We start from the raw sequence: 26,785 nt of genomic DNA, 5'->3' as shown, positions 1-26,785 counted from the left end.
TTAGTTATAACTCACAGTCAAATCGATAGCGCTGGCAACTTTACCGGCGGTAACGACATCTTTATCACTGATGTAATAAGCGACTTTAAAATCGGGGATGTTATAATCACCGGAGCCGTCGTAATTAGTAAGCGGTATAGAAGCATTAATTAGATGAGGAGAGCCATCGGCATTTTGTATTTGTATATCCACACCATTTGCATACCCAGTCCCATGTTCAGTGCAAAATATACCATTGGCCGCGCCGCAGGTATTATAATATGTTGCGGCAAAGTTATAGCTGATGCCCGTTATTGCGCCTGGGCAATTTTCTAATGTTATTGTTGGCGCGTTAGTTACGCCTTGTGCTCCATTAACAAGACTATTACCATAAATGGCAGGGAGCTCTATTTCCGATGGCGCGTTAATCTTACATGCGGTTATTTTGGGTTGACTGGCTATTCCAGAGTATACCAGGAAAGATTTGTCGGGGTAACCGCTACCGGCAGGGTTGGTATAAGAGATGGTTACATCCGGAACGCTGGTGATAGTGCCTGCGGGAACATGCTGTAATAAACGAACGATGGCATATTTCACATGCATATATCCGTTATATCCAGACGTTGTATTAAATACGAGTTTCTCTCCTGCCGCATAAACATTCTGTGGTGAGGTCGCACTGGGTGATGAATAGTTGATTTCATAGGCGATGCCGATACCTGGATTACTGGTAGCATAGATATTGCCACCTGTCGATGCTTTGCCAACAACGGTACCATTAACTGTAAAGGTAGCATAGCCTTGCGGACTACCGGAAATAATATCCAATTTATTGTAAACATTCCAGTCATCATACCAAGTTTCGCCTCCTACCGAAGCAGGAATTGAAAAACCGGATAAATTAATTTGGGAAGTATTTGTCCCAGCGGATTGAGTATTAATTATTGCCGCGTTTGCTGCAGCCGAGCATAGTTCTATACTAGCAAGAATAGCGAAGGTAAGAATATTTTTGGTGTTCATTACAGAGCAATCCATTTTAGTATAAGATGTTTAGTGACAGATTTCATTCATTTCAATAATGTTTACATTATTGAAAGAGTCCGGCAGATTAAATGCTATCTGGCAGTGCTCGTTTGACTTACTTCCCCATTTTACCTGTAAGCTCCCTTTTGCAGACATCCCCGTTAGATAAACCAGACCATTATCACCAACAATAAAACCACTGTTGTTGTTTTCAGCATTCACTATCGCCCCGAAAGGGACAACCTCGCCATTGCTGCGGGTCAGCGTCATTAATACGCGTTTACCTATCTGGGTATTAAAATGGGCGCGCACGATCGCCCCGCGGGTTGGCGTTACCGTTAATGACGAGAGGGAAACATCTGCGTCGTCGGGTAATGCGCTGGTGTCCAGAGCGATCTGGTTTTCACGGTAAGGGCTGAGATAAGGCACAACGGTATAACCGCGAAAATCGGTGTTAACACCGGTCTGGTTAGTGATGTTGACACCGCTGGCCCCCGGCGCTTCAACCAGCGCCGATGTTTCGCCTAATGCCTGGCTTAGGGTGATCCCCCGGGCATGAGCGACGATCCCGCCTTCGATACCGTAGTTAACCTGCTGCTGATTGTGGTCGTAGTTATAGGCTGCATTCACTTTGGCGTAGGTTCCCTGGTAGTTCAGGCTGGCGTAGCCGCCGTTGCCAACGCCACGGTTGGTCTGGCTTTCCTGTATGCTCCAGTTGAGGTTTTGGTCGGCAAGCGCTGAACCATTCAGCCCGACAGTGTGCGATGTATCACCCTGTTTGCTGGTATTCAGGCTATAGCTTGCCCAACTGTGGCTAAGCCAGCGATCGAGAGGGATGCTGATGTTGAGTGAAAAGATCTGATCGCTATTGTACGTTTTTATCCGGTTGTCATCATCACGACGGTTGCTGTTGTCCGTTGTATTGCGGTTATAGCTATAGTTCAGGCTATAGGTTATACCCTGCCAGCTATTGCTGTAGCCCACGCCCAAAGAGCGCATTTTTTTGTCGCTGTTCCAGTAATCCTCACTGACTGCGTTGAGGGTGATTGAGCCCATTTGCTGCGAGAGATTTTGGGTTAACAGGATCTCCGCACGGTTACGACGACGGTCGATAACATTTTGATCCTGACCGCTGCGCCAGGTATCCAGTGTATCCTGTAGCGTGTAATAGCCGGACGTCGAGTAGCGATAGCCTGAAATAGAGATGTTGGTACCGGTCGTCAGGATATTCTTGCTGTAGCGCGCCCGTACCGATTGACCACTGGTTTTCTCCTCATTCTGGGGCGTTGACCATGCCTGCGCGACATCAACCGAGAATGCCCCCATTTCACCGAGGTTTTTACCTAAACCGGTCAATAAAGATTGATAGTGCTGCGAAAACTGGCCGCCGCCATACCAGGTTAGCCCGGCAGGCAGACCATAAATCGCCGTTGCCTGAGTGAAATAGGTCTTATCAATGCTGTTATCATAAGCACGATACTGGCCGCTGGTCAGGCTGTATTTCAGTCGTCCTTCGCGTTGCAAAACGGGCAGAGAGGCAAAGGGGATAATCTGGTGCTGTTCACTGCCGTCGGCCTCTTTGATGGTGACGTCTAAGTCGCCGCTGCTGCCGGTAGGGTACATATCAGTAATCGTAAATGCGCCTGCCGGAACATAGGTTTGGTAGGTGGTATAGCCATTCTGTTTGACGATCACCTGCGCATGGGTTCTGGCGATCCCGCGGATGACCGGGGCGTAGCCGCGCAGGCTATCCGGCAGCATGTCGTCATCAGACGCAATTTGCGCGCCGCGAAACGATACGCTGTCGAACATGTCCGATGGTGAAGTGCTATCCCCCAGGGTGAGTTGCCCCTTCAGCGCCAGAATATCGCGCTGCAGATAGGTATAGACCGAATCCCAGTTGTCCTGGGTCTCGTTGCCTGACGTATTGCGACTCCAGGTACTGTAGTTCCTCAAACGCCATGGGCCGATATTCATCCCTGGTCGTAGATTAAGGTAGTAACTGTCGGAATCCGTAAATTCATGGCTCCGTGCGCTGCTGTTGCTGCCGCTAAAGTTATAATTGAGCAGCAGCGCGTTGATGCCCTGATCCAGGCGTTCTGGTGAAACGTAGCCGCGAGCATGGAGATCCATTGCCGCCTGAGGAATGGAGAGCAGCAATTGCTGACGATTAAACTCAAAACGAGTGCTGGCCTGCGGAATCACCGCCAGGTCAGCGCACTCTCCCTTATCCGCGAGTTGTGGAAAAAGATCGGTTTTGACGCCCAGAGATTTTAACGTATCGACGCTCAGGCAGGGCGCCAGCATATTTTGCCCGTTGGCATCGGGTTGTAGCGTAAATGCGACGTCTTGTCGTCCTGCCGATTTCTGGTTAATGATGACATCAACATGGTAAGTGCCTGGCAGTTGGCCAACGCCATCTTCGAAAGCGGAAAGGTCGGTGATGCCTTTACCTGGCCCATCAATACCGAGCAGAGCGGGGTTAAAATACTCGCGCGCGGCGGCGGGTTGGCATGCTAAAAAGGCGCATTGTAGCGTGATAAAACAGGCTATTTGGCTGAATTTTAATTGTTTTTTTGATATTCTCGCAATCATTCCGTTATCCTTACGGAGTGGGCCTTAGCCGTTATAAATGAGCCCGGTATTCTTTACCCGCTGCTCCAAAATCGCTGATGATTTTCCAGCTCACATCGCCCGTGGCATTGGCGGGTAGCGTGAAGGTGGCAGTGCTCATGGGGGCGACATAGGTGGCATCTTTCACCATGCTGTGACCGACATTGACCACACTGAAATTCATGTAATAAGGGGTCGGGTTATTCACAATCAAACGTTGGCCGTTGCGCTGCCAACTGAGTTTATTCGCCTGAGTTTCTGGTGCAGCCGTCAGGCTCTGCGGGCGATAAATAAGCTTCAGGCGCGTTTTAATTGCGATTTGTAGCGTATTAACATTCTCCTGCTTTTCTGTCGCTGGAATCGTTTTGATATTCATCCAGAACATGGATTCACGATCTTCCGGCAACTGCCCGCCGGTGCGGACAATACGCAAGGCGTTATCTTCCGTGGCGCCCAGACGGAAAAGCGGTGGCGTAATAATAAAAGGCGCTTTTTCATTTCCTTCATTATCAATCCATGACTGAATCAGATAAGAGTGTTTGTCCGGGTTTTTAACGTTGAGTGATGCTTCTTTTTTACCCCCTGGATAGATTACCCGGGTGCCGCCGATAATGACGCCAGCCTGGGCGGTGTTCAATGAAAGGGTTAATGCAATGGCCATAAGCCAGGGGAACATTTTCATGCGTTGAACCTCTGAAATAAAGCCAGGCCGGCCTGGCTTTATTGAATCACCTGTAACTCGCGTAAAAAATTAGTTATACGAGAGCGTAAAGTTGACACTGCCGTTAGCGGTACCACTTGTAATATTGGCAACCGCGGTGGTAGCGATATAGCGAGCGAAAAAGTTAAGTTTTGTATCCCCGCTGGCTGCGATAACAGTGGATTCCGATGAATTACCCAGCGGCAGTTCAGTGCCGGATGCGTTGAGTAATTGGATCGCTACACCGCTTGCTGCGGTGGCTGAACCATAATCGGTTAACTGCAGATAATCGTTATTGGTTTGATCCGGCGTACCGTCATACTTCACGACTACCGGTTTACCCTGTAATTCTGTCGGGCAGTTAGACAGAACCAGTGTAAATTCAGTATTAGCCGCAGTGTCGCCGGCATTAGTAAATGCAGTCTTTGCTACATCGCCTAATTTGACGGTCATCGGAGAGGAAATTGTGCTGTTAACTTCACAACCGGACTCGATGATATTCCCGATAAAGTTAATTTTGCCATCGTCCGCCATGGCTGAGGCGCTCAGACATGCAGAGGTTAACAAGGCAAGAGCAGCCAATTTATTTCGCATTGGTATTGTCCTTAATATATTAATTAAAGTTGTTAGGGTGAAAGAATATTCAAGTAATACAATAATATTATTTCGACGAGATCATATGTGAGGCATGGGTATATAAGTAATTAAATTTACTTAAAGTTGTTGTAAGTCATTCTGAAATAGGCTTATCTGATAATATCATTATTTTTGATATCATAATTCACTGAAATTAACTCATCTTGTAAGTTATCGTGTCATTTTTGCTTCATGAGTTATGGTAATATAAAAGATATCAAGCAGTGTTATAAGGCTGTGAACGCGTGAGTGGCATTACCTACACGCTTCATGACGAACAGGTGAAAGTGGATGTATTTGATTAACGGCAGTTATCTCGATCATCTCCCGGCGAATGATCGAAGTATTCAGTTTGGTGATGGTTGCTTCACCACTGCGCGCATTTCAACCGGGCGAGTGCATCTCCTTACCCGACATTTACAACGCTTAAGAGAGAGCACTCTGCGCCTGGGGATCGTCTTCACACACTGGGAAACGCTTGCCGAAGAGATGCGGCAAATGGCTGCGGCGCAGCACGACGGCGTGTTGAAAGTTGTGATCACTCGCGGTGCCGGAGGGCGTGGCTACAGTACAGCAGGGTGCGATGATCCGACCCGCATCCTGAGCGTATCGTCTTATCCGGGGCACTATGCGCGCTGGAAAGCGAACGGGATCGCACTCTCACTCAGTCCTGTCCCCCTCGGGCGAAACCCTTTTCTTGCGGGGCTCAAACATCTTAACCGCCTCGAACAGGTGTTGATCCGCTCTCATCTTGAGCAGACGGACGCCGATGAAGCGCTGGTTCTTGACAGCGAAGGGTGGGTTACGGAATGCTGTGCGGCTAACTTGTTCTGGCGCAAGGGGCAGGATGTTTTCACACCGCGTCTTGATCAGGCGGGCGTGAATGGGATCATGCGCCAGCATATTATTGCGCAGCTTGCTGCATCACCTTACCAACTGACTGAGGTGGTTGCGCTGCCGGAAGCGTTAGCCGATGCAGATGAAGTGTTGATCTGCAATGCTCTTATGCCGCTGGTGCCGGTGCAGCGTTACGCCGGATATCACTGGTCATCGCGTGAGCTTTACCAATTTTTAGCCCCACTTTGTGAGTTGTCTGATTAGCATGAAAAAACTGTTAGGCGTTATTTTGATACTGCTGGTAGTGATGGCCATCGCTGCGGGCATCGGTATGTGGAAGGTTCGCCAACTGGCGAGCAGCCCGCTGTTAATTAAAGAAGAAACCCTGTTCACCCTGAAGGCGGGGACGGGGCGTTTGGCGCTGGGGCAGCAACTCTACAGCGAAAAAATTATCAATCGCCCACGAGTCTTCCAGTGGTTGCTGCGTCTGGAGCCGGAACTCTCCCACTTCAAGGCTGGCACCTACCGTTTCGCGCCGTCTATGACCGTTCGCGAAATGCTGCAACTGCTTGAAAGCGGAAAAGAAGCTCAGTTCCCGCTGCGTTTTGTCGAGGGGATGCGGGTAAGTGATTATCTGCATCAGTTGCGTGAAGCGCCGTATATAAAACATACGTTGGCGGATGATAGTTACGCAACCGTGGCGAAAGCGCTGGGGATGGAACATCCCGACTGGGTTGAAGGCTGGCTGTGGCCGGATACCTGGATGTACACCGCCAATACCAGCGATGTTGCAATCCTTAAGCGCGCGCATCAGAAAATGGTCGAACAGGTTGAGAAGATATGGGAAGGCCGGATGGACGGCCTGCCGTACAAAAATCAGAATGAACTGGTGACGATGGCCTCGATTGTTGAAAAAGAGACCGCTGTGGCTGAAGAGCGCGACCGCGTGGCCTCCGTCTTTATCAATCGGTTACGTATCGGCATGCGTCTGCAAACCGACCCGACCGTGATTTACGGTATGGGTGAGCGTTATAATGGTAAATTGACGCGTAAAGACCTGGAAACACCGACGGCGTGGAATACCTATGTGATTGCCGGTATGCCGCCGGGGCCTATCGCCGCACCGGGTGAAGCGTCGCTGAAGGCAGCGGCTCACCCGGCGAAAACGCCTTATCTCTATTTTGTCGCTGACGGAAAGGGCGGGCACACCTTTAACACCAACCTCGTCAGCCATAACCGTTCAGTGCAGGATTATCTAAAAGCACTTAAGGAAAAAAATGCGCAGTAACTATATCGTCATCGAAGGACTGGAAGGCGCAGGTAAAACCACCGCGCGCGATGTGGTGGTGCAAACATTGCAGGAACTGGGCATTACCAATCTGCGTTTCACCCGCGAACCTGGCGGCACCATCCTTGCTGAAAAACTGCGCAGTCTGGTGCTGGATATCAAATCGGTTGGCGATGAAGTGATTACCGATAAAGCGGAAGTGCTGATGTTTTATGCAGCCCGGGTGCAGCTTGTTGAGACAGTCATCAAACCTGCGCTGGCGAAAGGCGAGTGGGTGATAGGCGATCGTCACGATCTCTCCACCCAGGCATACCAGGGCGGTGGACGCGGCATCGATCAGCAGATGCTGGCGACGCTGCGTAACGCCGTTCTCGGCGATTTCCGCCCGGATCTGACGCTTTATCTCGATGTTACCCCGGAAGTGGGCCTGAAGCGCGCCCGTGCGCGTGGTGACCTGGATCGCATTGAGCAGGAGTCGCTGAACTTCTTCAACCGTACTCGCGCGCGCTATCAGGAACTGGCTGCCGCAGATGATAGCATTCGCACCATTAATGCCACTCAACCGCTGGAGCAGGTGATGCAGGATATCCGCCAGACGGTGATCGACTGGGTGGCGGAGCAACAGGCATGAAATGGTATCCGTGGCTGCGTCCCGCTTTTGAACAACTGGTGACCAGCTATCAGGCCGGACGTGGCCATCATGCGTTGCTGGTTCAGGCGCGTGAGGGGATGGGCGATGCGTCGCTGGTCTATGCACTGACGCGTTACCTGATGTGTCAGCAGCCGGATGGACATAAAAGCTGCGGGAAATGCCATAGCTGCCAGTTGATGCAGGCCGGAACGCACCCGGATTACTACGCGATTTTGCCAGAAAAAGGGAAAAGCACGCTGGGCATTGATGCCGTTCGTGAAGTGAGTGAAAAGCTGTACGAACATGCCCGGTTGGGTGGGGCGAAAGTGGTGTGGATCCCCGATGCGGCACAACTGACAGAGGCGGCAGCCAATGCGCTTCTTAAAACCCTTGAAGAGCCGCCGAAGAACACCTGGTTCTTTCTGGCCTGCCAGGAACCCGCGCGGTTGCTGGCAACGTTACGTAGCCGATGCCGTCTTTTCCATCTTGCTCCCCCTTCCGAACAGTACGGGCTTGCCTGGCTGGAGCGTGAAGTGACAATGTCACAAAATGAGTTGCTGGCGGCGCTGCGCCTGAGCGCCAGCGCGCCTGCAGCCGCGCAAGCGTTACTTCAGGAAGAGAGCTGGGCATCACGGGCAAAATTGTGTCAGGCGCTTTCTGCTACCCTTAGCAACGGCGACTGGCTGTCTCTGCTGCCCATACTCAACCACGAAATGGTCGCCCGACGTTTACACTGGCTGGTATCGCTGGTGCTGGATGCCATCAGGCAGCAGCAGGGGATTACCACTATCGCGAACGTTGATCACTACGCGTTGGTTAGTCAAATTGCCCGTTCGGTGGCGCCGGCGCGCCTGCAGGCTATCGCGGCAGATATCTGTACCTGTCGCGAGCAGTTGTTGAGCGTAACGGGCCTGAATCGTGAACTGATCCTTACCGAGCGCCTTCTGCGCTGGGAACACTACCTGCAACCTGGTGCGTTACTGCCGGTATCGCATCTCTAAGAGAGACATTATGTTTTTAGTCGACTCGCACTGCCATCTCGATGGCCTCGATTATGAAAACCTGCATAAAGACGTTGATGACGTGCTGGCCAAAGCAGCCGCTCGCGATGTGAAATTTTGTCTGGCTGTCGCCACGACGCTCCCGGGGTACCGCGGAATGCGTGAGCTGGTGGGGAACCGGCCAAACGTGGTCTTCTCCTGCGGCGTACACCCGCTGAATCAGGATGAAGAGTACGATGTAGAAGAACTGCGTCGTCTGGCGGCAGAAGAGGGCGTGGTCGCGATGGGTGAAACCGGGCTGGATTATTATTACACGCCGGAAACTAAACCTCGTCAGCAGCTTTCATTCCGCCAGCATATCCAGATTGGCCGCGAACTGAACAAGCCGGTTATCGTCCACACCCGGGATGCCCGCGAAGATACGCTGGCGATCCTTCGCGAAGAAAAAGTGACGGATTGCGGGGGCGTACTACACTGTTTCACAGAAGACAGAGAAACAGCGGGTAAGTTGCTGGATATGGGGTTCTATATCTCCTTTTCGGGGATTGTAACCTTCAGAAATGCCGAACAACTGCGTGATGCCGCGCGCTATGTGCCTCTGGACAGGCTGCTGGTTGAGACGGACTCGCCGTATCTGGCGCCGGTGCCGCATCGCGGTAAAGAAAATCAGCCTGCAATGACGCGTGATGTCGCGGAATATATGGCCGTTCTGAAGGGCGTTTCTGTTGAGCAACTGGCTCAGCAGACGACACAAAATTTCGCCAGCCTCTTCCATATCGATGCTTCCCGCCTGCAATTTCCCTGATTTCTCAGCTTATTTTAAAGCTCGTAATTAATAGGCAAAGCGAGTAAAGTTCACCGCCATTAAAATGGCGGTGAATGGTCTATTTGTAACATTTGGCAATCAGTTTTGTAAAAAACCATAAATATTTCATCTGCTGCTCATTGAAACGTGATAGCCGTCAAACAAAATTCAGGGCATTTATTTTACTCTGTGTAATAAATAAAGGGCGCTTAGATGCCCGATTCATTGCGAGGTACTCCCCCCTCGCGAATGCGTGAAAACGCAGAAAAAATACACAACATCATTCTTGTTGCGTCAGCAGGCACCGTAACTGCCGCTAACGCAGATGCAGCCCGAAAGGTGATGTGTAAAGCACAAATACTCAGGAGCACTCTCAATTATGTTTAAGAATGCATTTGCTAACCTGCAAAAGGTCGGTAAATCACTGATGTTGCCAGTCTCCGTACTGCCTATCGCAGGTATCCTGCTGGGCGTCGGTTCTGCAAACTTCAGTTGGCTGCCAGCCGTCGTTTCTCATGTAATGGCGGAAGCGGGCGGTTCCGTTTTTGCTAACATGCCGCTCATCTTCGCTATCGGTGTTGCACTGGGCTTCACCAATAACGACGGTGTTTCCGCACTGGCTTCCGTTGTCGCTTACGGCATCATGGTGAAAACCATGGCTGTGGTTGCGCCGCTGGTTCTGCATCTCCCGGCTGAAGAAATCGCCGCGAAGCACCTGGCGGATACCGGTGTTCTCGGCGGTATTATCGCCGGTGCGATCGCCGCGTACATGTTCAACCGCTTCTACCGTATCAAGCTGCCTGAGTATCTGGGCTTCTTCGCCGGTAAACGTTTCGTTCCGATCATTTCTGGTCTGACCGCAATCTTTATGGGCATCGTGCTCTCCTTTATTTGGCCGCCGATTGGTACTGCTATCCAGACCTTCTCTCAGTGGGCTGCTTACCAGAACCCGGTTGTGGCATTTGGTATCTACGGCTTCATCGAGCGCTGCCTGGTACCGTTCGGTCTGCACCACATCTGGAACGTACCTTTCCAGATGCAGATTGGTGAGTTCACCAACGCCGCAGGCCAGGTATTCCACGGCGATATCCCGCGCTATATGGCAGGCGACCCGACTGCGGGCAAACTGTCCGGTGGCTTCCTGTTCAAAATGTACGGCCTGCCGGCTGCGGCGATTGCTATCTGGCACTCTGCTAAACCGGAAAACCGTGCAAAAGTGGGCGGTATCATGATCTCCGCGGCGCTGACCTCGTTCCTGACCGGTATTACCGAGCCGATCGAGTTCTCCTTCATGTTCGTTGCGCCGATCCTGTACGTCATCCACGCGATTCTGGCAGGTCTGGCATTCCCGATCTGTATCCTGCTTGGCATGCGTGACGGTACCTCGTTCTCTCACGGCCTGATCGACTTTATCGTTCTGTCTGGTAACAGCAGCAAACTGTGGCTGTTCCCGATTGTCGGTATCGGCTATGCGATCATGTACTACACCATCTTCCGCGTGTTGATTAAAGCGCTGGATCTGAAAACTCCGGGTCGTGAAGATGCAACCGAAGACAGCAAAGCTGGCGCAACCAGCGAAATGGCACCGGCTCTGGTGGCGGCTTTCGGCGGTAAAGAAAACATCACTAACCTCGATGCCTGCATCACCCGTCTGCGCGTAAGCGTAGCGGACGTTGCGAAAGTGGATCAGCCTGGGCTGAAGAAACTGGGCGCGGCAGGTGTGGTTGTTGCGGGCTCTGGTGTTCAGGCTATCTTCGGTACCAAATCCGATAACCTGAAAACTGAAATGGATGACTACATCCGCAATAACTAAGCTCAGTTGAGCTAAGTTGGGGAGAATAAAAAGGGGAGCCATTTGGCTCCCCTTTTTTTACTGCGCTAAACGTTTACGCGATGGCGTTCTCTTCAAGCTGGCGCATAAACTGATGCACCCACTCCATACGTACCTTACGTTCGCTGAGATCCTGGAAGAACTTCAATCGTGTTGGCCCGTCCAGACGGTAGTGCTGCGGCTGTTTTTGCAGAAGGCCAATCAACCAGCCCGGGTTAACGTGGTTCTTCTCGGCAAACTCAATCATGCCGCCTTTCTCATTTCCTTCCAGTTTGCGAATACCCAGCTTGTGCGCCTGTTGACGTAGCAGGGCGATATCCAGCAGGGTACGCGCGGCATCGGGTAACAGGCCGAAACGGTCAATCAGTTCGACCTTTATTTCATCCAGTTCGTTTTTGTTTTTCGCGCTGGCGATGCGTTTGTAGAAGGAGAGTCGGGTATTCACATCAGGAATGAAATCATCCGGCAGCAGCGCAGGCATTCGTAGTTCCACCTCCGTTTGCTGGCTGGTGAGATCTTCCAGCGACGGCTCGCGTCCCTCTTTCAGCGCGTCAACGGCGTTTTCCAGCAGTTCCATATAGAGCGAGAAACCGATGGTTTCCATTTGCCCGCTCTGATCTTCACCCAGTAATTCCCCCGCGCCGCGGATCTCAAGGTCGTGCGTGGCGAGGGCAAAACCGGCGCCGAGGTCTTCCAGCGAGGCTATCGCTTCCAGACGTTTCTGCGCGTCGGTGGTCATCGCTTTTGGATGCGGTGTCAGTAGCCAGGCGTAGGCCTGGTGGTGAGAACGCCCCACGCGGCCGCGCAACTGATGCAACTGGGCCAGCCCGAAGTGGTCGGCACGCTCGATGATAATGGTGTTCGCAGTGGGGATATCGATCCCGGTCTCGATGATCGTGGTACATACCAGGACGTTGAAGCGCTGGTGGTGGAAGTCGTTCATCACCCGTTCCAGCTCGCGCTCACGCATCTGACCGTGACCAATCGCAATACGGGCTTCCGGCACCAGTTCGGCCAGTTTGTCTGCCGTTTTCTGGATGTTTTCCACGTCATTAAACAGGTAATAGACCTGACCACCACGCAGCACTTCACGCAAAATCGCTTCGCGAACGACCAGATTATCGTACTCACGGACAAAGGTTTTGACCGCCAGGCGGCGGGCAGGCGGGGTGGCGATAATCGACAGATCGCGCATCCCGCTCATCGCCATGTTCAGCGTTCGCGGAATTGGCGTGGCGGTGAGCGTCAGAATATCGACATCGGCGCGCATGGCCTTAATACGCTCTTTATGACGCACGCCAAAGCGGTGCTCTTCATCGACGATCAGTAAGCCCAGGTCTTTGAGCTTCACATCGCTTTGCAGAAGCTTATGGGTGCCGATCAGAATATCGATTTTACCTTCTGCCACCTGCTCCAGAATTTGCGCCTGTTCTTTAGCGCTGCGGAAGCGGGACAGCATCTCGATACGCACCGGCCAGTTGGCGAAACGGTCGCGGAAGTTGTCGTAGTGCTGCTGGGCGAGCAGGGTGGTCGGCACCAGTACGGCGACCTGTTTGTTGTTTTCGACGGCGAGGAATGCTGCGCGCATCGCCACTTCGGTTTTACCAAAGCCGACGTCGCCGCACACCAGACGATCCATTGCCAGCGGCTGACACATGTCGCTGAGCACGGCGTTAATGGCCTGCGCCTGATCCGGCGTTGTTTCAAACGGGAAACTGTCGCAGAAGAGTTGATACTGTTCTTTGTCGTGTTTAAAGGCAAAGCCCTCTTTTGCGGCGCGCTGAGCGTAAATATCCAGCAGTTCCGCCGCCACATCGCGTACTTTTTCCGCCGCTTTTTGCCGCGCCCGCGCCCAGGCGTCTCCGCCCAGTTTATGCAGTGGGGCGTTTTCTTCCGCGCCACCGGCGTAGCGGCTGATAAGGTGCAGCGAGGAGACCGGGACATAGAGCTTCGCGTCATTTGCGTAGGTCAGCATCAGGTATTCACCCTTGATGCCGCCCGCCTCCAGGGTGGTCATTCCTGCATAGCGTCCGACGCCGTGCTCTAAATGGACAACCGGCTGGCCGGTGTGCAGTTCCGCCAGATTGCGGATCAGCGTGTCCGGATTGATGGTACGGCGGGAGTCCTGACGGCGGCGGGCGACACGTTCACCCAGCAGGTCGCTTTCGCAAATCAGCGCCAGGTTATTTTGCGTGTCGATAAACCCGTGTTCCGCCGCGCCAATCATTAAGTAGCGCCCGCTGGCCTGCGCCTCGTCCAGCCGCTGGATCCGTTTCGGCGATACCTTAATGCGCGCCAGCAGTTCCCCCAGCGCTTCACGACGGCCTTCACTTTCAACAGAGAACACCACCGGGCCGCTGAACGATTCGAGGAAGCGGCGCAGATTATCCAGCGGCGCTTTGTTTTGCGCCTGAACCGCCAGCTCCGGTAGCGGCTGATAGCCGAGGTTTTTGTTGGCGGCTTTTTCCGGCAGGTGCTCCGTTTTTAGCTGAATACGCGGCCATTTTTTCAGTTCGCTATTGAGCTCATCCGGCCGCAGCCAGAGCAGTTCCGGCGGCAGTAATGGCCGCATTGGGTCAACGCCGCGATTTTCAAAGCGTGCCTGAGCATCGGCCTGGAAACGACTGGCGCTGGCGTCAGGATCGCCGGTATTCACCAGCAGCGTGTTTGCCGGAAAATAGCTGAACAGCGGCGGCAGGGGTTCACTGAAAAAGAGTGGCTGCCAGTATTCTATCCCGGCAGGCAGGGTGCCTTTACTGACCTGCTGATAGATATGTTCGGCATCGCGTTTGACGTCAAACTTATCGCGCCACTGGCTGCGAAACAGCTCAATGGCGGTTTTGTCGGTCGGAAATTCGTGAGCCGGCAGCAAATTGATGGAGTCGACCTCTTCCAGCGTGCGCTGGCTGTCCGGATCAAACACGCGCAGGCTATCGATTTCATCATCAAAGAAGTCGAGACGGTACGGTTGCTCGCTGCCCATTGGGAAAAGATCGAGCAGCGCGCCGCGAGTGGCGTATTCACCGTGTTCCATTACCTGATCAACGTGGCGGTAGCCTGCGCTGTCGAGCTGCGCACGCAGGGCATCTCGTGACAGGCGCTGCCCTTTTTTCATCATCAGGGCGTGACCGTGCAGATAGCTGTGCGGACAAACGCGCTGCATCAGCGTACTGACCGGTACGATTAACACACCGCGCTGCATCATCGGTAGTTGATAGAGCGTGGACAGGCGCGAGGAGATAATGTCCTGATGCGGCGAGAAGCTGTCGTAAGGCAGGGTTTCCCAGTCAGCCAGGTTCATCACCAGATTATCGGTAAACTGGCTAATTTCATCGTGCAGACGCAGGGCATTTTGCATATCCGGCGCAATCAGGACAACCGGGCCGGCATGGCGTTCGGAAATCTCCGCGACCAGCGTGGCGCAGGCAGCGCCGGTAAGTTCCCCCAGTTGGCGTTGTTCGCCAGCTTTCGTGGGTAGGGCGTAACGGGCTAGTTCAGGCATAGCGGGGCACGTTCTCCAGAAACCGCAAAGTGACACGGTAAAAATATCAATTTATTACGCTTATTATCCGTGATGGCGGCGGGAGTGCAACTGCGGAAAATGAGCAGGCCAGGTTCGAAAACCTGGCCTGCGGGTCAGGAGGTGGCGAGCGCGCGTTTTGCTGGTGGGCTGAAGAGCAGGTCAGCGGAGAGACGGCGTGAGAACTGGCGAACCAGCAGGCCAAATAGTGTACAGAGAATAAGGCTCAGGAACGGATAGCAGAGCAGCAGTAGCAGTTCACCGGTGGGCGTCAGTGCATGCCCGTTCACCTGTTTAATTAGCACCAGGCTGGCCCCTTCCACCAGAATGCGGTGGGTGGTGTAGATGGCGATGGTGTTCGAGCCCACAACGTTCAGCCAGTTATTTTCACCTGGCGGCAGATAATGGCTCGCCCGCCAGAACAGCTTCATAATGACGAAAATTGACAGCAGCGCCATCAACAGCGGGATGCCTTTAAAATAGAGCGCCACGGCGGCGAGGGCGAAGAGCAGCAGCGGGATCAGCGCACGGCGCGGTAGCGTGGTGGTGAGCCAGCCCATAATGGCCGTGCCGAACCAGGCGCCAAGGGCATAATAGATGACGTTGCGTAAAACGCTGTTCATCCCCCACCACGGCAGCGGCAGAAAATTGATAGCCACGCTGAGTAACGCAAGGGCGACGATAAGCGGGGCTTTCGCTCGGACAAACAGCTTGCAGAAGATGAAGTAGACGACCAGCGCGTAGAGATACCAGAGGCTGGTGCTGGCGGTGAGCATGCCGTAGAGAAACTCGCCGGGGCTATCGGCATAGGCGGCGTTAGCCGCGTTGCTGAGATCGCGCTCCGGCGCCAGCCAGCCATTTAACTGACGCAGCGCCAGCCACTGCAGTACTCCCCATAGCGCCAGTACGTAAAAGATGTGCCAGATCCGTTTATCAACACAGTTTTTCCACGGTACCTCTGCGATATAACGACGAATCAGAAAACCGGAGATAAAGAAAAAGACCGGCATGCGAAAAGGCGCCAGGTAGAGATTGAAGTAGATCCAGCATTTTGACAGCGTCTCTGACCAGGGATGCTGGAATGCGAAAAGATGCGGATAGAATGTGATTACTGAGTGGTACACCACCACGAGGCAGATGCAGAGCCCTTTTATCTGGTTGATCCATAATGTTTTTTGTTGCATAACGCGCGAGCCTTGTTTGCCATAAATAAGGCGATATCCTGAAGGGCATCCTGGGGGGAGTAATGGGTAACAGTCTGAATGCAGAACGTTTTCAGAAAAGGATCAGGCAGCGCCTGCGCGTTTTCCGGAACGGAAATTGTGGCGGGAGAGTGCTTGTTTAATCGCCTAATCTGAAACCAGATAGTTGATTTTTAGGAAAATTTTGAACACGCGATGACGAAAACTTACGCTTTCACTCATTTACGCTCTTTGCTTTCGCTTATATACTCATGCCTCTGCTATCAGCAACCAGACGGATTACATGTATCAACCTGTCGCACTATTCATTGGCCTGCGTTACATGCGTGGGCGCGCAGCGGATCGCTTCGGTCGCTTTGTCTCCTGGCTGTCGACAATCGGCATTACGCTTGGCGTAATGGCGCTGGTCACCGTGCTTTCGGTGATGAACGGCTTTGAACGCGAGCTGCAAAATAACATCCTGGGGCTAATGCCGCAGGCCATCCTGACCGCGGAAAACGGCTCTCTTAACCCACAAACGCTGCCAGAGAAAGCGGTCAAATTACAGGGCGTCACGCGCATTGCGCCGCTGACCACTGGCGATGTGGTACTGCAAAGCGCGCGTAGCGTCTCTGTTGGCGTGATGCTGGGCGTCGACCCGGCGCAAAACGATCCTCTCACTCCCTATCTGGCGAATGTAAAACAGAGTGCGCTGGAAGCGGGCAAGTATAACGTCATTCTCGGAGAACAACTGGCGAATCAGCTTGGTGTGAATCGGGGCGATCAGCTACGCGTGATGGTGCCGTCAGCCAGCCAGTTCACCCCCATGGGGCGCGTCCCCAGCCAGCGTCTGTTCACCGTTGTGGGTACCTTTGCCGCCAACAGTGAAGTCGATGGCTATCAAATGCTGGTCAACATTCAGGATGCCTCACGCCTGATGCGCTACCCGGCGGGCAACATCACCGGCTGGCGTCTGTGGCTGGACAAACCGTTGCAGGTCGACACCCTTAGCCAGCAAACGCTGCCGGAAGGCACCAAATGGCAGGACTGGCGCGAGCGTAAAGGCGAATTGTTCCAGGCTGTGCGCATGGAAAAGAACATGATGGGGTTGCTGCTGAGTCTTATCATCGCAGTGGCGGCGTTCAATATCATCACTTCGCTGGGGCTAATGGTGATGGAGAAGCAGGGCGAAGTCGCTATTCTGCAAACCCAGGGCCTCACGCCGCGGCAAATTCTGACCGTCTTTATGGTGCAGGGTGCCAGTGCGGGCGTGATTGGCGCACTGCTTGGCGCCGTGCTGGGCGTGCTGCTCGCCAGCCAGCTTAATAATTTAATGCCGATAATCGGCGCGTTTCTTGACGGCGCGGCGTTGCCGGTGGCAATCGACCCGCTGCAGGTTATCGTGATTGCGCTGGTGGCAATGGCCCTGGCGTTGCTCTCTACGCTTTATCCTTCCTGGCGCGCTGCCGCCACTCAACCCGCTGAGGCTTTACGTTATGAATAAGATCCTGTTGCAATGCGACAACCTGTGCAAACGCTATCAGGAAGGCAGTGTGCAAACCGACGTGCTGCACAATGTGAGCTTTAACGTGGCGGAAGGTGAGATGATGGCGATTGTCGGTAGCTCCGGCTCCGGGAAAAGTACGTTACTCCACCTGCTGGGCGGGCTTGATACGCCGACGTCCGGCGATGTTATTTTCAGCGGTCAGCCGATGAGCAAACTCTCCTCGGCGGCGAAAGCGGAATTGCGTAATCAGAAGCTCGGGTTTATCTATCAGTTCCACCATCTTTTGCCTGATTTTACCGCGCTGGAAAACGTCGCTATGCCGCTGCTTATCGGTAAAAAGAAACCAGCAGAAATTAACGCGCGAGCGCTGGATATGCTGAAGGCAGTCGGCCTTGAGCATCGCGCCAGTCATCGTCCTTCTGAGCTTTCAGGCGGAGAGCGGCAGCGTGTGGCGATTGCCCGTGCGCTGGTGAACAATCCACGTCTGGTGCTGGCAGATGAACCAACAGGTAATCTGGATGCGAAAAACGCCGACAGCATATTCAAGCTGCTGGGCGAACTGAACCAGTCGCAGGGCACTGCCTTTCTGGTTGTGACCCACGACCTGCAACTGGCGAAACGAATGGGTCGCCAGCTAGAAATGCGCGATGGTCGCCTTTCCGATCAACTCTCCCTGATGGGAGCAGATTGATGGCGTCGTCACTCTCCCTTCTGATTGGCCTGCGCTTTAGTCGTGGGCGTCGGCGCAGTGGTATGGTATCGCTGATCTCCGTGATCTCCACGGTGGGTATCGCGCTTGGTGTTGCGGTCTTAATCCTCGGTTTAAGCGCGATGAACGGCTTTGAGCGTGAGCTGAATAACCGCGTACTGGCGGTGGTACCGCATGGGCAAATTGAGGCGGTAAACCAGCCGTGGACAAACTGGCGCACAATTTTGCCACAGGTGGAAAAGGTCAGTGGTATCGCGGCAGCAGCGCCATACATCACATTTACCGGGCTGGTGGAAAGCGGCAGTAATATGCGGGCGATTCAGGTGAAAGGGGTTGAACCCGCCCAGGAAAGCCGTTTAAGCGCGTTGCCGAAATTTGTGCAGGGCGAAAGCTGGAGCGATTTTAAAGCAGGCGGTCAGCAAATCATCATCGGTAAAGGCGTGGCGGATGCGCTGAAGGTGAAGCAGGGCGACTGGCTGACCATCATGATCCCGAACGCCAACGCGGAACACAAGTTGCTGCAACCCAAACGCATTCGACTGCATGTTTCCGGTATTTTGCAACTGAGCGGCCAGCTTGATCATAGCTTTGCCATGATCCCATTGCAGGATGCGCAGCAGTATCTGGAAATGGGTGACAGTGTCACGGGCATTGCAATTAAAGTTAATGACGTCTTTAACGCCAATAAACTGGTGCGTTCGGCAGGGGAAGTGACCAACAGCTATGTCACCATCCAAAGCTGGATTGGCACCTACGGCTATATGTACCGTGATATTCAAATGATTCGCGCGATTATGTATCTCGCCATGGTGCTGGTGATAGGCGTAGCCTGCTTCAATATCGTCTCGACGCTGGTGATGGCGGTGAAAGATAAAAGTAGCGATATTGCGGTGTTGCGCACATTGGGCGCAAAAGACGGGCTGATCCGGGCAATTTTCGTGTGGTATGGTTTACTCGCGGGCCTGTTAGGCAGCCTTTGCGGCGTAGTGATTGGCGTGCTGTGCGCGCTCAATCTGACGCCGATTATGAAATGGATTGAAAGCATTACGCGCCATCAATTTTTGTCTGGCGATATCTATTTTATTGACTTCCTGCCGTCTGAGCTTCACTGGCTGGATGTCTTTTATGTGCTGGTCACCGCACTGTTGCTGAGTTTGCTGGCTAGCTGGTATCCGGCTCGTCGCGCCAGCCGTATCGACCCGGCGAGGGTGCTCAGTGGCCAGTAATTTAACGTCCTGACGGTGCAGTTTTGCCGCTGTGCGCGTCAGTAAGAGGAATTTACGATGATGCATTATGGATTTGACATTGGCGGCAGCAAAATAGCACTCGGCGTGTTCGACGAAACGCGGCAGTTAGTCCGGGAGAAACGAATCGCGACGCCGAAAGAGGGTTATGACGCGTTTCTTGAGGCGGTATGTGGGCTGGTGGCTGAGGCCGATGCGGAATTTAACTGCCACGGCACCGTCGGGATTGGTATCCCGGGGATGCCGGAAACCGAAGATGGCACGCTCTATGCGGCCAATGTTCCAGCGGCAACGGGGAAACCGCTGCGCGCAGATCTCAGCCGTATGCTGGAGCGTGACGTCAGGCTTGATAACGATGCGAACTGTTTCGCCATCTCTGAAGCCTGGGATGACGAATTTAGGCAATATCCGCTGGTGATGGGCCTGATTCTTGGCACTGGCGTCGGTGGCGGTATTGTGCAAAATGGCAAATCGATTACCGGCCATCGCTACATTACGGGCGAGTTTGGTCATATTCGTTTACCGGTTGACGCCTTAGAGGTGGTAGGGCGCGATTTTCCATTAACGCGCTGTGGCTGCGGGCAGCTTGGCTGTATTGAGAACTATCTCTCCGGGCGTGGTTTCGCCTGGCTTTACACCCATTTTTACCAGCAGGAACGCACGTCACCAGAAATCGTTGCACTGTGGGAGCAGGGCGACAAACAGGCTCGCGAACACGTCGAACGCTATCTTGACCTGCTGGCGGTCTGCCTGGGCAATATTTTAACTATCGTTGATCCCGATTTAGTGGTCATCGGTGGCGGGTTATCGAACTTTTCAGCTATTACAGATGGGCTTGCGCAGCGTCTGCCGCGCCATTTACTCCCCGTAGCTGCCGTGCCGCGCATAGAGCGCGCGCGCCATGGCGATGCGGGAGGAATGCGCGGTGCTGCCTTCCTCCATCTGACCAACTAAAACATGGAGTAGATATGCAGTCGCGCCGCTTACATCGATTGAGCCGTTTTCGTCGGAATAAACGTCAACTGCGTCAGCGTCTGCGCCAGCGGATTTTTTTCACTGACAGGGTGATACCAGAGCATATGGAAAAACCAAGAGTTCTTGTGCTAACGGGGGCCGGCATTTCGGCTGAATCGGGTATTCGTACTTTTCGCGCGGCGGATGGATTGTGGGAAGAGCACCGGGTAGAAGATGTGGCAACCCCTGAAGGGTTCCAGCGCGATCCGGCGCTGGTGCAGGCATTTTATAATGCCCGCCGCCGACAGCTTCAGCAGCCGGAAATTCAGCCTAACGCGGCGCATCTCGCGCTGGCGAAGCTTGAAGAGGCGTTGGGCGATAATTTTATGCTGGTGACGCAAAATATCGATAACCTTCATGAGCGCGCGGGCAACAAAAATGTGCTGCACATGCACGGTGAGCTGCTCAAAGTGCGTTGTACCCAGAGCGGACAGGTGCTGGACTGGACTGATGACGTGACGCCGGACGACAAGTGTCACTGCTGCCAGTTCCCGGCGCCGCTGCGTCCGCATATCGTCTGGTTTGGTGAAATGCCTTTCGAGATGGATCATATCTATGCGGCACTGTCGATGGCCGATATTTTTATCGCCATTGGTACCTCAGGGCACGTCTATCCGGCGGCCGGTTTCGTGCATGAAGCGAAACTGCATGGCGCAAATACCGTTGAACTGAATCTTGAACCGAGCCAGGTAGGGAGCGAGTTCGAAGAGAAGCATTACGGTCTGGCGAGTGAAGTGGTGCCGCAGTTCGTGGAAAAGCTACTGCAAAAGCTATAAAGAAACGGGGCCCTGGCCCCGTTTCTTACAATGGTGGTAAGCAGCAGGTGCCCATCACCACCGATGGCCCGTCAACATTACGTTATCGGGCCATCCCTGCGGACGGTCAACGTCCCGCTTTCAGCTTCTGATAATACTGCTCATAAATCGTGCTGGCCGCGCCAACATCGTTCTGCCATTCGCCTTTTTTGACAGTCTCGGCGTCCGGGTAGAGCGATTTATCGTTGGCTACGTCCGGGCTCAGCAGTTTACGCGCAGCCAGGTTGGGGGTCGGGTAGCCGATGGTTTCCGCCACCTCTTTTGCCACTTCCGGGCGTAGCAGGAAGTTGATAAGTTTAAGCGCACCTTCTTTGTTTTTGGCGTTAGCCGGAATAGCGAGGCTATCCATCCAGAAGATACCGCCTTCTTTCGGCCAGACGACTTCAAGCGGTGTGCCGTTCTGACGCGCGACCCACGCCGAGCCGTTCCATACCATCCCCAGGTTTACTTCGCCTTCCATATACGGGTTGGCCGGGTTGTCGGAGTTGAAGGCTGCTACGTTAGGCATCAGTTTCTTCAGCTCATTATAGGCGGCTTCAATCTCTTTCGGGTCGGTAGTATTGCCGGAATAACCCAGCTTGCGCAGCGCCATCTGGAACACTTCACGCGCATCATCAGTCAGCAGCAGGCTGTTTTTGTATTCAGGCTTCCACAGATCTGCCCAACTGGTGACGCTTTTCGGGTCAATACTGTCGCTGTTGACGCCAATCGCCGTTGCGCCCCAGATATACGGAATCGAGTAGTCGTTATTTGGGTCGAACGGTTTGTTGAGCATTTCCGGGTCGAGATTACTGAAGTTTGTGAGCTTCGTTTTATCGATCTTCTGGATCATGCCCTCTTTACGCATCTTATCGACGAAGTAGGTGGAAGGTACCACCAGGTCATAGGCGCCGTCTTTATAGGTTTTGAGCTTGGCATACATGGTTTCATTCGACTCATAGGTCGAATAGATAACCTTGATGCCCGTCTCTTTGGTGAACTGTTCTAACAGCCCCGGCGGAACATATTCCGTCCAGTTGTAGAAGTAGAGCGTTTTATTGTCATCAGCGTGAGCGGCGCCCATTCCCAGAGCCAGAGCACTCGCCGCGAGCAGGTGGCGTGACCATTTTTTCATTTAACGTCCCCTGATTAAGCCTGTTTTAGAGGCTGCTGTGTTGATTGGCCTGGTTGCAGGCCAATTCCCCGTTATGCCTGGCGCACCAGACCTTTCGTTTTGTCGCGTGCAATTAACTGGCTGGCAATGACCAGAACCAGAGACAGCACCAGTAAAATAGTTGCCAGCGCATTCACTTCCGGAGAGACGCCGACTTTGACCATAGAATAGATTTTCAATGGCAAAATTTCATAGCCAGGCCCGGTGACGAACGAAGAGACGACCACATCATCCATCGAGAGGGTAAAGCTGAGCAGCCAGCCTGCGGCGACCGCAGGCATCGCCAGTGGCAGAATGATTTTACACAGAATGGTGAGTTCGCTGGCGCCTAAGTCTTTTGCCGCTTCCAGCATTCGCACATCAAACCCTTTCAGGCGTGAGAAGACCGTGACCACTACAAAAGGCAGACAGAAGGTGATGTGCGAGAAGAGCAGCGACCAGAAACCAAGCTGGATCCCAAGCAGCATAAACAGCACCAGCAGAGAAATCGCCATCACAATATCCGGCGACATCATCACCACGAACAGCATGCCGCTGACAAACGGTTTACCGCGAAAACGGTAGCGGTAGAGCGCCACCGCCGTCAGAGAGCCAATAAGCGTGGCGAATGTCGCTGAGAAGATGGCCATCGTCAGTGAATGCTGGGCGGCCTGTAACAGGCTGTCGTTATTCATTAGCAGGCTATACCAGTTGGTAGTAAAACCCTGCCAGTTGATCCCGAAGCGCGAACTGTTAAAGGAGTTCACGATCAAAATGATAATCGGGATGTAAAGATACGCGTAAATGGCAGCCATAAAGCCGCCGCGGAACAGTTTCCCCATCATTCCAGTTCCACCTTTTTATTCAGCAAACGCGCGGCGCGCCAGTAAATCAGTAGCATCAACCCCATTACCAGCGTCAGGGTAATGCTGGTGGCGGCGCCGAACGGCCAGTCGCGAATATTGAGGAACTGGCTCTTGATGACGTTGCCAATGAGCAGGTTTTTCGCGCCACCCATCAGGTCTGAAACGTAGAACAGCCCCATCGCCGGTAACATCACTAACAGGCAACCAGCGATAATCCCCGGCATGGTGAGTGGGATGATGATGCGAATAAACGTTTGCAGTTTACTGGCTCCCAGATCCTTTGCCGCCTCCAGCAGCGGTTTATCAAGCTTTTCGATGCTGGAGTAGAGCGGCATGACCATAAACGGCAGCAGGATATAGACCAGGCCAATAATAACCGCACTCGGGGTGAACATGATGCGAACCGGCGTATCGATAACGCCCAGCCACAGCAAAAACTCATTCAGATACCCTTTGGTGCTGAGGAAAATCTTCAGCCCGTAGATACGAATGAGTGAGTTAGTCCAGAAGGGCACTATCAGCAGAAACAGCAGCAGCGGCCGTACTTTCTGGGGCAGTTTTGCCAGGAACCAGGCAAACGGATAGCCCAGAATCAGACAGGCGAGAGTGGCAATGAGCGCCATATTCAATGAGTGCAGCAGCACATCGAAGTAGAGCGGGTCGAGCAGGCGCGCGTAGTTATCCAGCGTAAAGACCATTTTGACGAAACTGGCGTCGTCGCGGGTCAGAAAGCTGGTGCCGATGATCATCAGGTTGGGCAGAAAAACAAACAACACAAGCCAACCGACGATTGTGGCGATCACCACATTCTGGAACTTACTTGTGTTCTTCATCAGCCAGTACGACCTCCCAGCTTTCTACCCAGTTGATGGCCATTTTTTGATCGAGCGAGTGGTCAAAGTCGGGGTCGTCTTCGTTAAAAAATTCGCTGACCAACACCATCTTGCCGTTTTCCAGTTCGACGACCGATTCCAGCGTCATACCCTTATAGTTGCGTTCACGCACATAACCAATCAGGCCTTCGATAGGATCATCATGGTTGATTTCGTCAACACGCAGATCTTCCGGACGCAGGAGTACATTTAGCTTCTGACCCGGCGTCACCGGGAAGTTAACATCGATATTGCACTCGCGACCTTCAACATTGGCACGCACGCGGCGTTCATCAAGACGCTCAATGACGGTAGCGGCGAAAATATTGATCTCACCAATAAAACTGGCGACGAACAGATTTTTCGGCTCTTCGTAAATTTCACGCGGCGTCCCATCCTGCTCAATGCGCCCGTCACGCATCACCACAATACGATCGGACATGGTAAGCGCCTCTTCCTGATCGTGGGTGACAAATACAAAGGTGATGCCGAGCTTACGCTGTAAGGCTTTCAGTTCGTTCTGCATCTGCTTACGCAGTTTATAGTCGAGTGCAGAGAGGGATTCGTCCAGTAACAGCAGGCTCGGTTTATTGACCACCGCACGGGCAATGGCCACGCGCTGCTGCTGGCCACCGGAGAGCTGGTGCGGTTTACGCTCGGCGAACTCTTCCAGTTGCACCATGCGCAGGGCATCGGTCACGCGTGGCGTGATTTGGTCGGCAGGCGTTTTCTGCATCCGCAGGCCAAACGCGACATTTTCAAAGACGGTCATATGCGGAAAAAGCGCATAACTCTGGAAAACAGTATTAACATGACGGTTTTCCGCTGGAACGTTAGTAATATCCTGATTTTCAAGATGAATCGTTCCCGAATCTACACTTTCCAGACCCGCAATAAGACGAAGGACGGTTGTTTTACCGCAGCCAGAGGGCCCAAGCAGCGTGAGGAACTCGCCGTTTTTGATGGTCAGGTTCAAATCAGAGATGACCGTTTTACCATCGAAGCCTTTGCGAATTCCCGCCAGTTGCACCAGCGGTGAAAGCGAACGCGATTGTGTATTCAATTTTTTACTCTGTCCCATTCTGACGCACCGGATGGCTTACCGATGCGGGGTTTGTGGTTAACCACCTTTAAATGTATAGAGGCCTGACACATATTAAGGCCTGGCATTCTACGGCAATCGTGTTAAATCGCCAATCCTCTATGCATACAGATGAGCTATCTTTAAGCCTGTAAATGATTTAGCGAAAAAAAACGGGCTTTGCCGGGGTAAAAATGACCTGACGCAATATTTGTGTTTTCTCGCTTATTGATAATGTTGTCACAAAAAGTGAGGGTGGCTGCATGGATAAATTACTTGAGCGTTTTTTACAGTATGTTTCTCTGGACACGCAATCAAAGCCCGGCGTGCGTCAGGTGCCGAGCACAGAGGGGCAGTGGAAGCTGTTACATTTGCTCAAAGAGCAGCTTGAAACAATGGGGTTGGTGAACGTCACTTTGAGCGACAAAGGCACCGTGATGGGCACGTTGCCTGCCAATATCGACGGCGATATCCCGGCGGTAGGCTTTATTTCCCATGTGGATACCGCGCCAGATTTCAGCGGTAAAAACGTGAATCCGCAAATCGTGGAAAACTATCGCGGTGGCGATATTGCGCTGGGTATCGGTGATGAAGTGCTCTCGCCGGTCATGTTCCCGGTGCTGCATCAACTGCTGGGGCAAACGCTTATCACCACCGACGGCAAAACCCTGCTCGGTGCTGATGATAAAGCCGGTGTTGCCGAAATCATGACCGCACTGGCGGTACTGAAAGAGAAAAATATTCCCCACGGTGATATTCGCGTGGCGTTTACCCCAGATGAAGAAGTAGGCAAGGGGGCTAAACACTTTGATGTCGAGGCTTTCGACGCTCGCTGGGCGTACACTGTTGATGGCGGCGGCGTTGGCGAACTGGAGTTTGAAAACTTCAATGCGGCGTCGGTAGTGATCAAAATTGTGGGCAACAACGTCCATCCAGGTACGGCGAAAGGCGTCATGGTGAATGCCCTGTCGCTGGCCGCGCGCATTCATGCGGAAGTGCCCGCCGATGAGAGCCCGGAAAAAACAGACGGTTACGAAGGTTTTTATCATCTCAATACGATGAAAGGCTCCGTTGACCGTGCGGAAATGCACTACATCATTCGCGATTTTGATCGTAAGCAGTTTGAAGCGCGCAAACGTAAAATGATGGAGATCGCCAAAAAGGTCGGTAAGGGGCTCCACCCGGACTGCTATATCGAACTGGTTATAGAAGACAGCTATTACAATATGCGTGAAAAGGTGATGGAGCATCCGCATATTATCGATATTGCGCAGCAGGCGATGCTGGATTGCGATATCAAGCCTGACCTCAAGCCGATTCGCGGCGGTACTGACGGCGCGCAGCTCTCCTTTATGGGCCTGCCATGCCCAAACCTGTTTACCGGTGGCTATAACTACCACGGCAAACATGAGTTTGTCACTCTGGAAGGAATGGAGAAAGCGGTACAGGTGATTGTGCGTATCGCGGAACTGACGGCGCAGCGGGCGAGGTAAGTGTTAA

The 26,785-nt window shown here is 53.1% G+C and carries 22 protein-coding genes; 12 read left to right on the top strand and 10 right to left on the bottom strand.

From position 1 onward, the window contains the following. From VSR74_RS04205 to VSR74_RS04190, 4 genes are all read right to left on the bottom strand, one after another. A complete protein-coding gene (locus tag VSR74_RS04205) occupies positions 1–999 on the bottom strand; it encodes a fimbrial protein (RefSeq protein WP_347793545.1) in 999 nt (332 codons plus the stop codon). 30 nt (positions 1,000–1,029) lie between these two features. After that, positions 1,030–3,597, bottom strand: coding sequence for a fimbria/pilus outer membrane usher protein (locus VSR74_RS04200; RefSeq protein WP_347793544.1), 2,568 nt, complete (start codon positions 3,595–3,597; stop codon positions 1,030–1,032). 31 nt (positions 3,598–3,628) lie between these two features. Continuing rightward, a complete protein-coding gene (locus VSR74_RS04195; protein ID WP_347793543.1) occupies positions 3,629–4,297 on the bottom strand; it encodes a fimbrial biogenesis chaperone in 669 nt (222 codons plus the stop codon). Between the two features lie 69 nt (positions 4,298–4,366). Beyond that, the gene (locus VSR74_RS04190) at positions 4,367–4,909 is read right to left on the bottom strand and encodes a fimbrial protein (protein WP_347793542.1); all 543 of its coding nucleotides are present in this window, start codon (positions 4,907–4,909) and stop codon (positions 4,367–4,369) included. 333 nt (positions 4,910–5,242) lie between these two features. On the opposite strand from VSR74_RS04190, the gene pabC reads away from it, so the two are divergent. The 6 genes from pabC to ptsG all read left to right on the top strand — a co-directional run bounded on the left by pabC (position 5,243) and on the right by ptsG (position 11,326). Beyond that, complete coding sequence (gene pabC / locus VSR74_RS04185) at positions 5,243–6,052, top strand: aminodeoxychorismate lyase (protein ID WP_347793541.1); 810 nt, start codon at positions 5,243–5,245, stop codon at positions 6,050–6,052. A 1-nt stretch (position 6,053) separates the two neighbouring features. After that, positions 6,054–7,076, top strand: coding sequence for a cell division protein YceG (gene yceG / locus VSR74_RS04180; protein ID WP_347793540.1), 1,023 nt, complete (start codon positions 6,054–6,056; stop codon positions 7,074–7,076). Further along, on the top strand, positions 7,066–7,707 hold the full coding sequence (tmk, locus tag VSR74_RS04175) for a dTMP kinase (RefSeq protein WP_347793538.1): 642 nt from the start codon (positions 7,066–7,068) through the stop codon (positions 7,705–7,707). Before yceG ends, tmk begins: the two co-directional genes overlap by 11 nt. Continuing rightward, a complete protein-coding gene (gene holB, locus VSR74_RS04170) occupies positions 7,704–8,708 on the top strand; it encodes a DNA polymerase III subunit delta' (protein WP_347793537.1) in 1,005 nt (334 codons plus the stop codon). The genes tmk and holB overlap by 4 nt, the downstream gene beginning before the upstream one ends. A gap of 10 nt (positions 8,709–8,718) precedes the next feature. Beyond that, positions 8,719–9,513, top strand: a complete 795-nt coding sequence (locus VSR74_RS04165) for a metal-dependent hydrolase (RefSeq protein ID WP_347793536.1) — start codon at positions 8,719–8,721, stop codon at positions 9,511–9,513. A 379-nt stretch (positions 9,514–9,892) separates the two neighbouring features. Next, positions 9,893–11,326: a PTS glucose transporter subunit IIBC gene (ptsG, locus tag VSR74_RS04160; RefSeq protein WP_347793535.1), complete on the top strand. Its 1,434-nt coding sequence runs from the start codon at positions 9,893–9,895 to the stop codon at positions 11,324–11,326. Between the two features lie 73 nt (positions 11,327–11,399). Here the strand turns inward: ptsG and mfd are convergent, their stop codons facing one another. Both mfd and VSR74_RS04150 read right to left on the bottom strand, forming a co-directional pair. Next, on the bottom strand, positions 11,400–14,846 hold the full coding sequence (mfd, locus tag VSR74_RS04155; RefSeq protein WP_347793534.1) for a transcription-repair coupling factor: 3,447 nt from the start codon (positions 14,844–14,846) through the stop codon (positions 11,400–11,402). 134 nt (positions 14,847–14,980) lie between these two features. Beyond that, positions 14,981–16,048, bottom strand: coding sequence for an acyltransferase family protein (locus VSR74_RS04150; protein WP_347793533.1), 1,068 nt, complete (start codon positions 16,046–16,048; stop codon positions 14,981–14,983). Positions 16,049–16,349: 301 nt separating this feature from the next. Between VSR74_RS04150 and lolC the strand changes: the two genes are divergently transcribed. Genes lolC through cobB form a run of 5 tightly spaced genes read left to right on the top strand, consistent with a single transcriptional unit; the run spans position 16,350 to position 21,295 of the window. Next, a complete protein-coding gene (lolC, locus tag VSR74_RS04145) occupies positions 16,350–17,549 on the top strand; it encodes a lipoprotein-releasing ABC transporter permease subunit LolC (protein WP_347793532.1) in 1,200 nt (399 codons plus the stop codon). Continuing rightward, complete coding sequence (gene lolD / locus VSR74_RS04140) at positions 17,542–18,243, top strand: lipoprotein-releasing ABC transporter ATP-binding protein LolD (protein ID WP_347793531.1); 702 nt, start codon at positions 17,542–17,544, stop codon at positions 18,241–18,243. The genes lolC and lolD overlap by 8 nt, the downstream gene beginning before the upstream one ends. Continuing rightward, on the top strand, positions 18,243–19,487 hold the full coding sequence (gene lolE / locus VSR74_RS04135; RefSeq protein ID WP_347793530.1) for a lipoprotein-releasing ABC transporter permease subunit LolE: 1,245 nt from the start codon (positions 18,243–18,245) through the stop codon (positions 19,485–19,487). The genes lolD and lolE overlap by 1 nt, the downstream gene beginning before the upstream one ends. A gap of 60 nt (positions 19,488–19,547) precedes the next feature. Then, a complete protein-coding gene (gene nagK / locus VSR74_RS04130; RefSeq protein ID WP_347794352.1) occupies positions 19,548–20,459 on the top strand; it encodes an N-acetylglucosamine kinase in 912 nt (303 codons plus the stop codon). A gap of 14 nt (positions 20,460–20,473) precedes the next feature. Further along, positions 20,474–21,295, top strand: a complete 822-nt coding sequence (gene cobB, locus VSR74_RS04125) for a Sir2 family NAD+-dependent deacetylase (RefSeq protein ID WP_347793529.1) — start codon at positions 20,474–20,476, stop codon at positions 21,293–21,295. A gap of 106 nt (positions 21,296–21,401) precedes the next feature. Here cobB and potD read toward each other — a convergent pair whose 3' ends face one another. The 4 genes from potD to potA all read right to left on the bottom strand — a co-directional run bounded on the left by potD (position 21,402) and on the right by potA (position 25,285). After that, positions 21,402–22,448 carry a spermidine/putrescine ABC transporter substrate-binding protein PotD gene (gene potD, locus VSR74_RS04120; protein ID WP_347793528.1) on the bottom strand — a complete coding sequence of 349 codons (1,047 nt, stop codon included), beginning with the start codon at positions 22,446–22,448 and terminating at the stop codon, positions 21,402–21,404. 71 nt (positions 22,449–22,519) lie between these two features. Beyond that, positions 22,520–23,311: a spermidine/putrescine ABC transporter permease PotC gene (potC, locus tag VSR74_RS04115; protein WP_347793527.1), complete on the bottom strand. Its 792-nt coding sequence runs from the start codon at positions 23,309–23,311 to the stop codon at positions 22,520–22,522. Further along, positions 23,308–24,165 carry a spermidine/putrescine ABC transporter permease PotB gene (potB, locus tag VSR74_RS04110; RefSeq protein WP_347793526.1) on the bottom strand — a complete coding sequence of 286 codons (858 nt, stop codon included), beginning with the start codon at positions 24,163–24,165 and terminating at the stop codon, positions 23,308–23,310. The genes potC and potB overlap by 4 nt, the downstream gene beginning before the upstream one ends. Beyond that, positions 24,149–25,285 (bottom strand): spermidine/putrescine ABC transporter ATP-binding protein PotA, encoded by a 1,137-nt coding sequence (gene potA / locus VSR74_RS04105; RefSeq protein ID WP_347793525.1) that lies wholly within the window; start codon positions 25,283–25,285, stop codon positions 24,149–24,151. Before potA ends, potB begins: the two co-directional genes overlap by 17 nt. A gap of 263 nt (positions 25,286–25,548) precedes the next feature. Here potA and pepT point away from each other — a divergent pair, with 263 nt between their 5' ends. After that, positions 25,549–26,778: a peptidase T gene (pepT, locus tag VSR74_RS04100; protein WP_347793524.1), complete on the top strand. Its 1,230-nt coding sequence runs from the start codon at positions 25,549–25,551 to the stop codon at positions 26,776–26,778. Positions 26,779–26,785: the final 7 nt, after the last annotated feature.

The sequence above is a fragment of the Pseudocitrobacter cyperus genome (assembly GCF_039889165.1).
GTDB lineage: Bacteria > Pseudomonadota > Gammaproteobacteria > Enterobacterales > Enterobacteriaceae > Pseudocitrobacter > Pseudocitrobacter cyperus.
The sequence above is the reverse complement of the archived record's forward strand: the minus strand, read 5'-3'. Positions and strand labels throughout refer to the sequence as shown.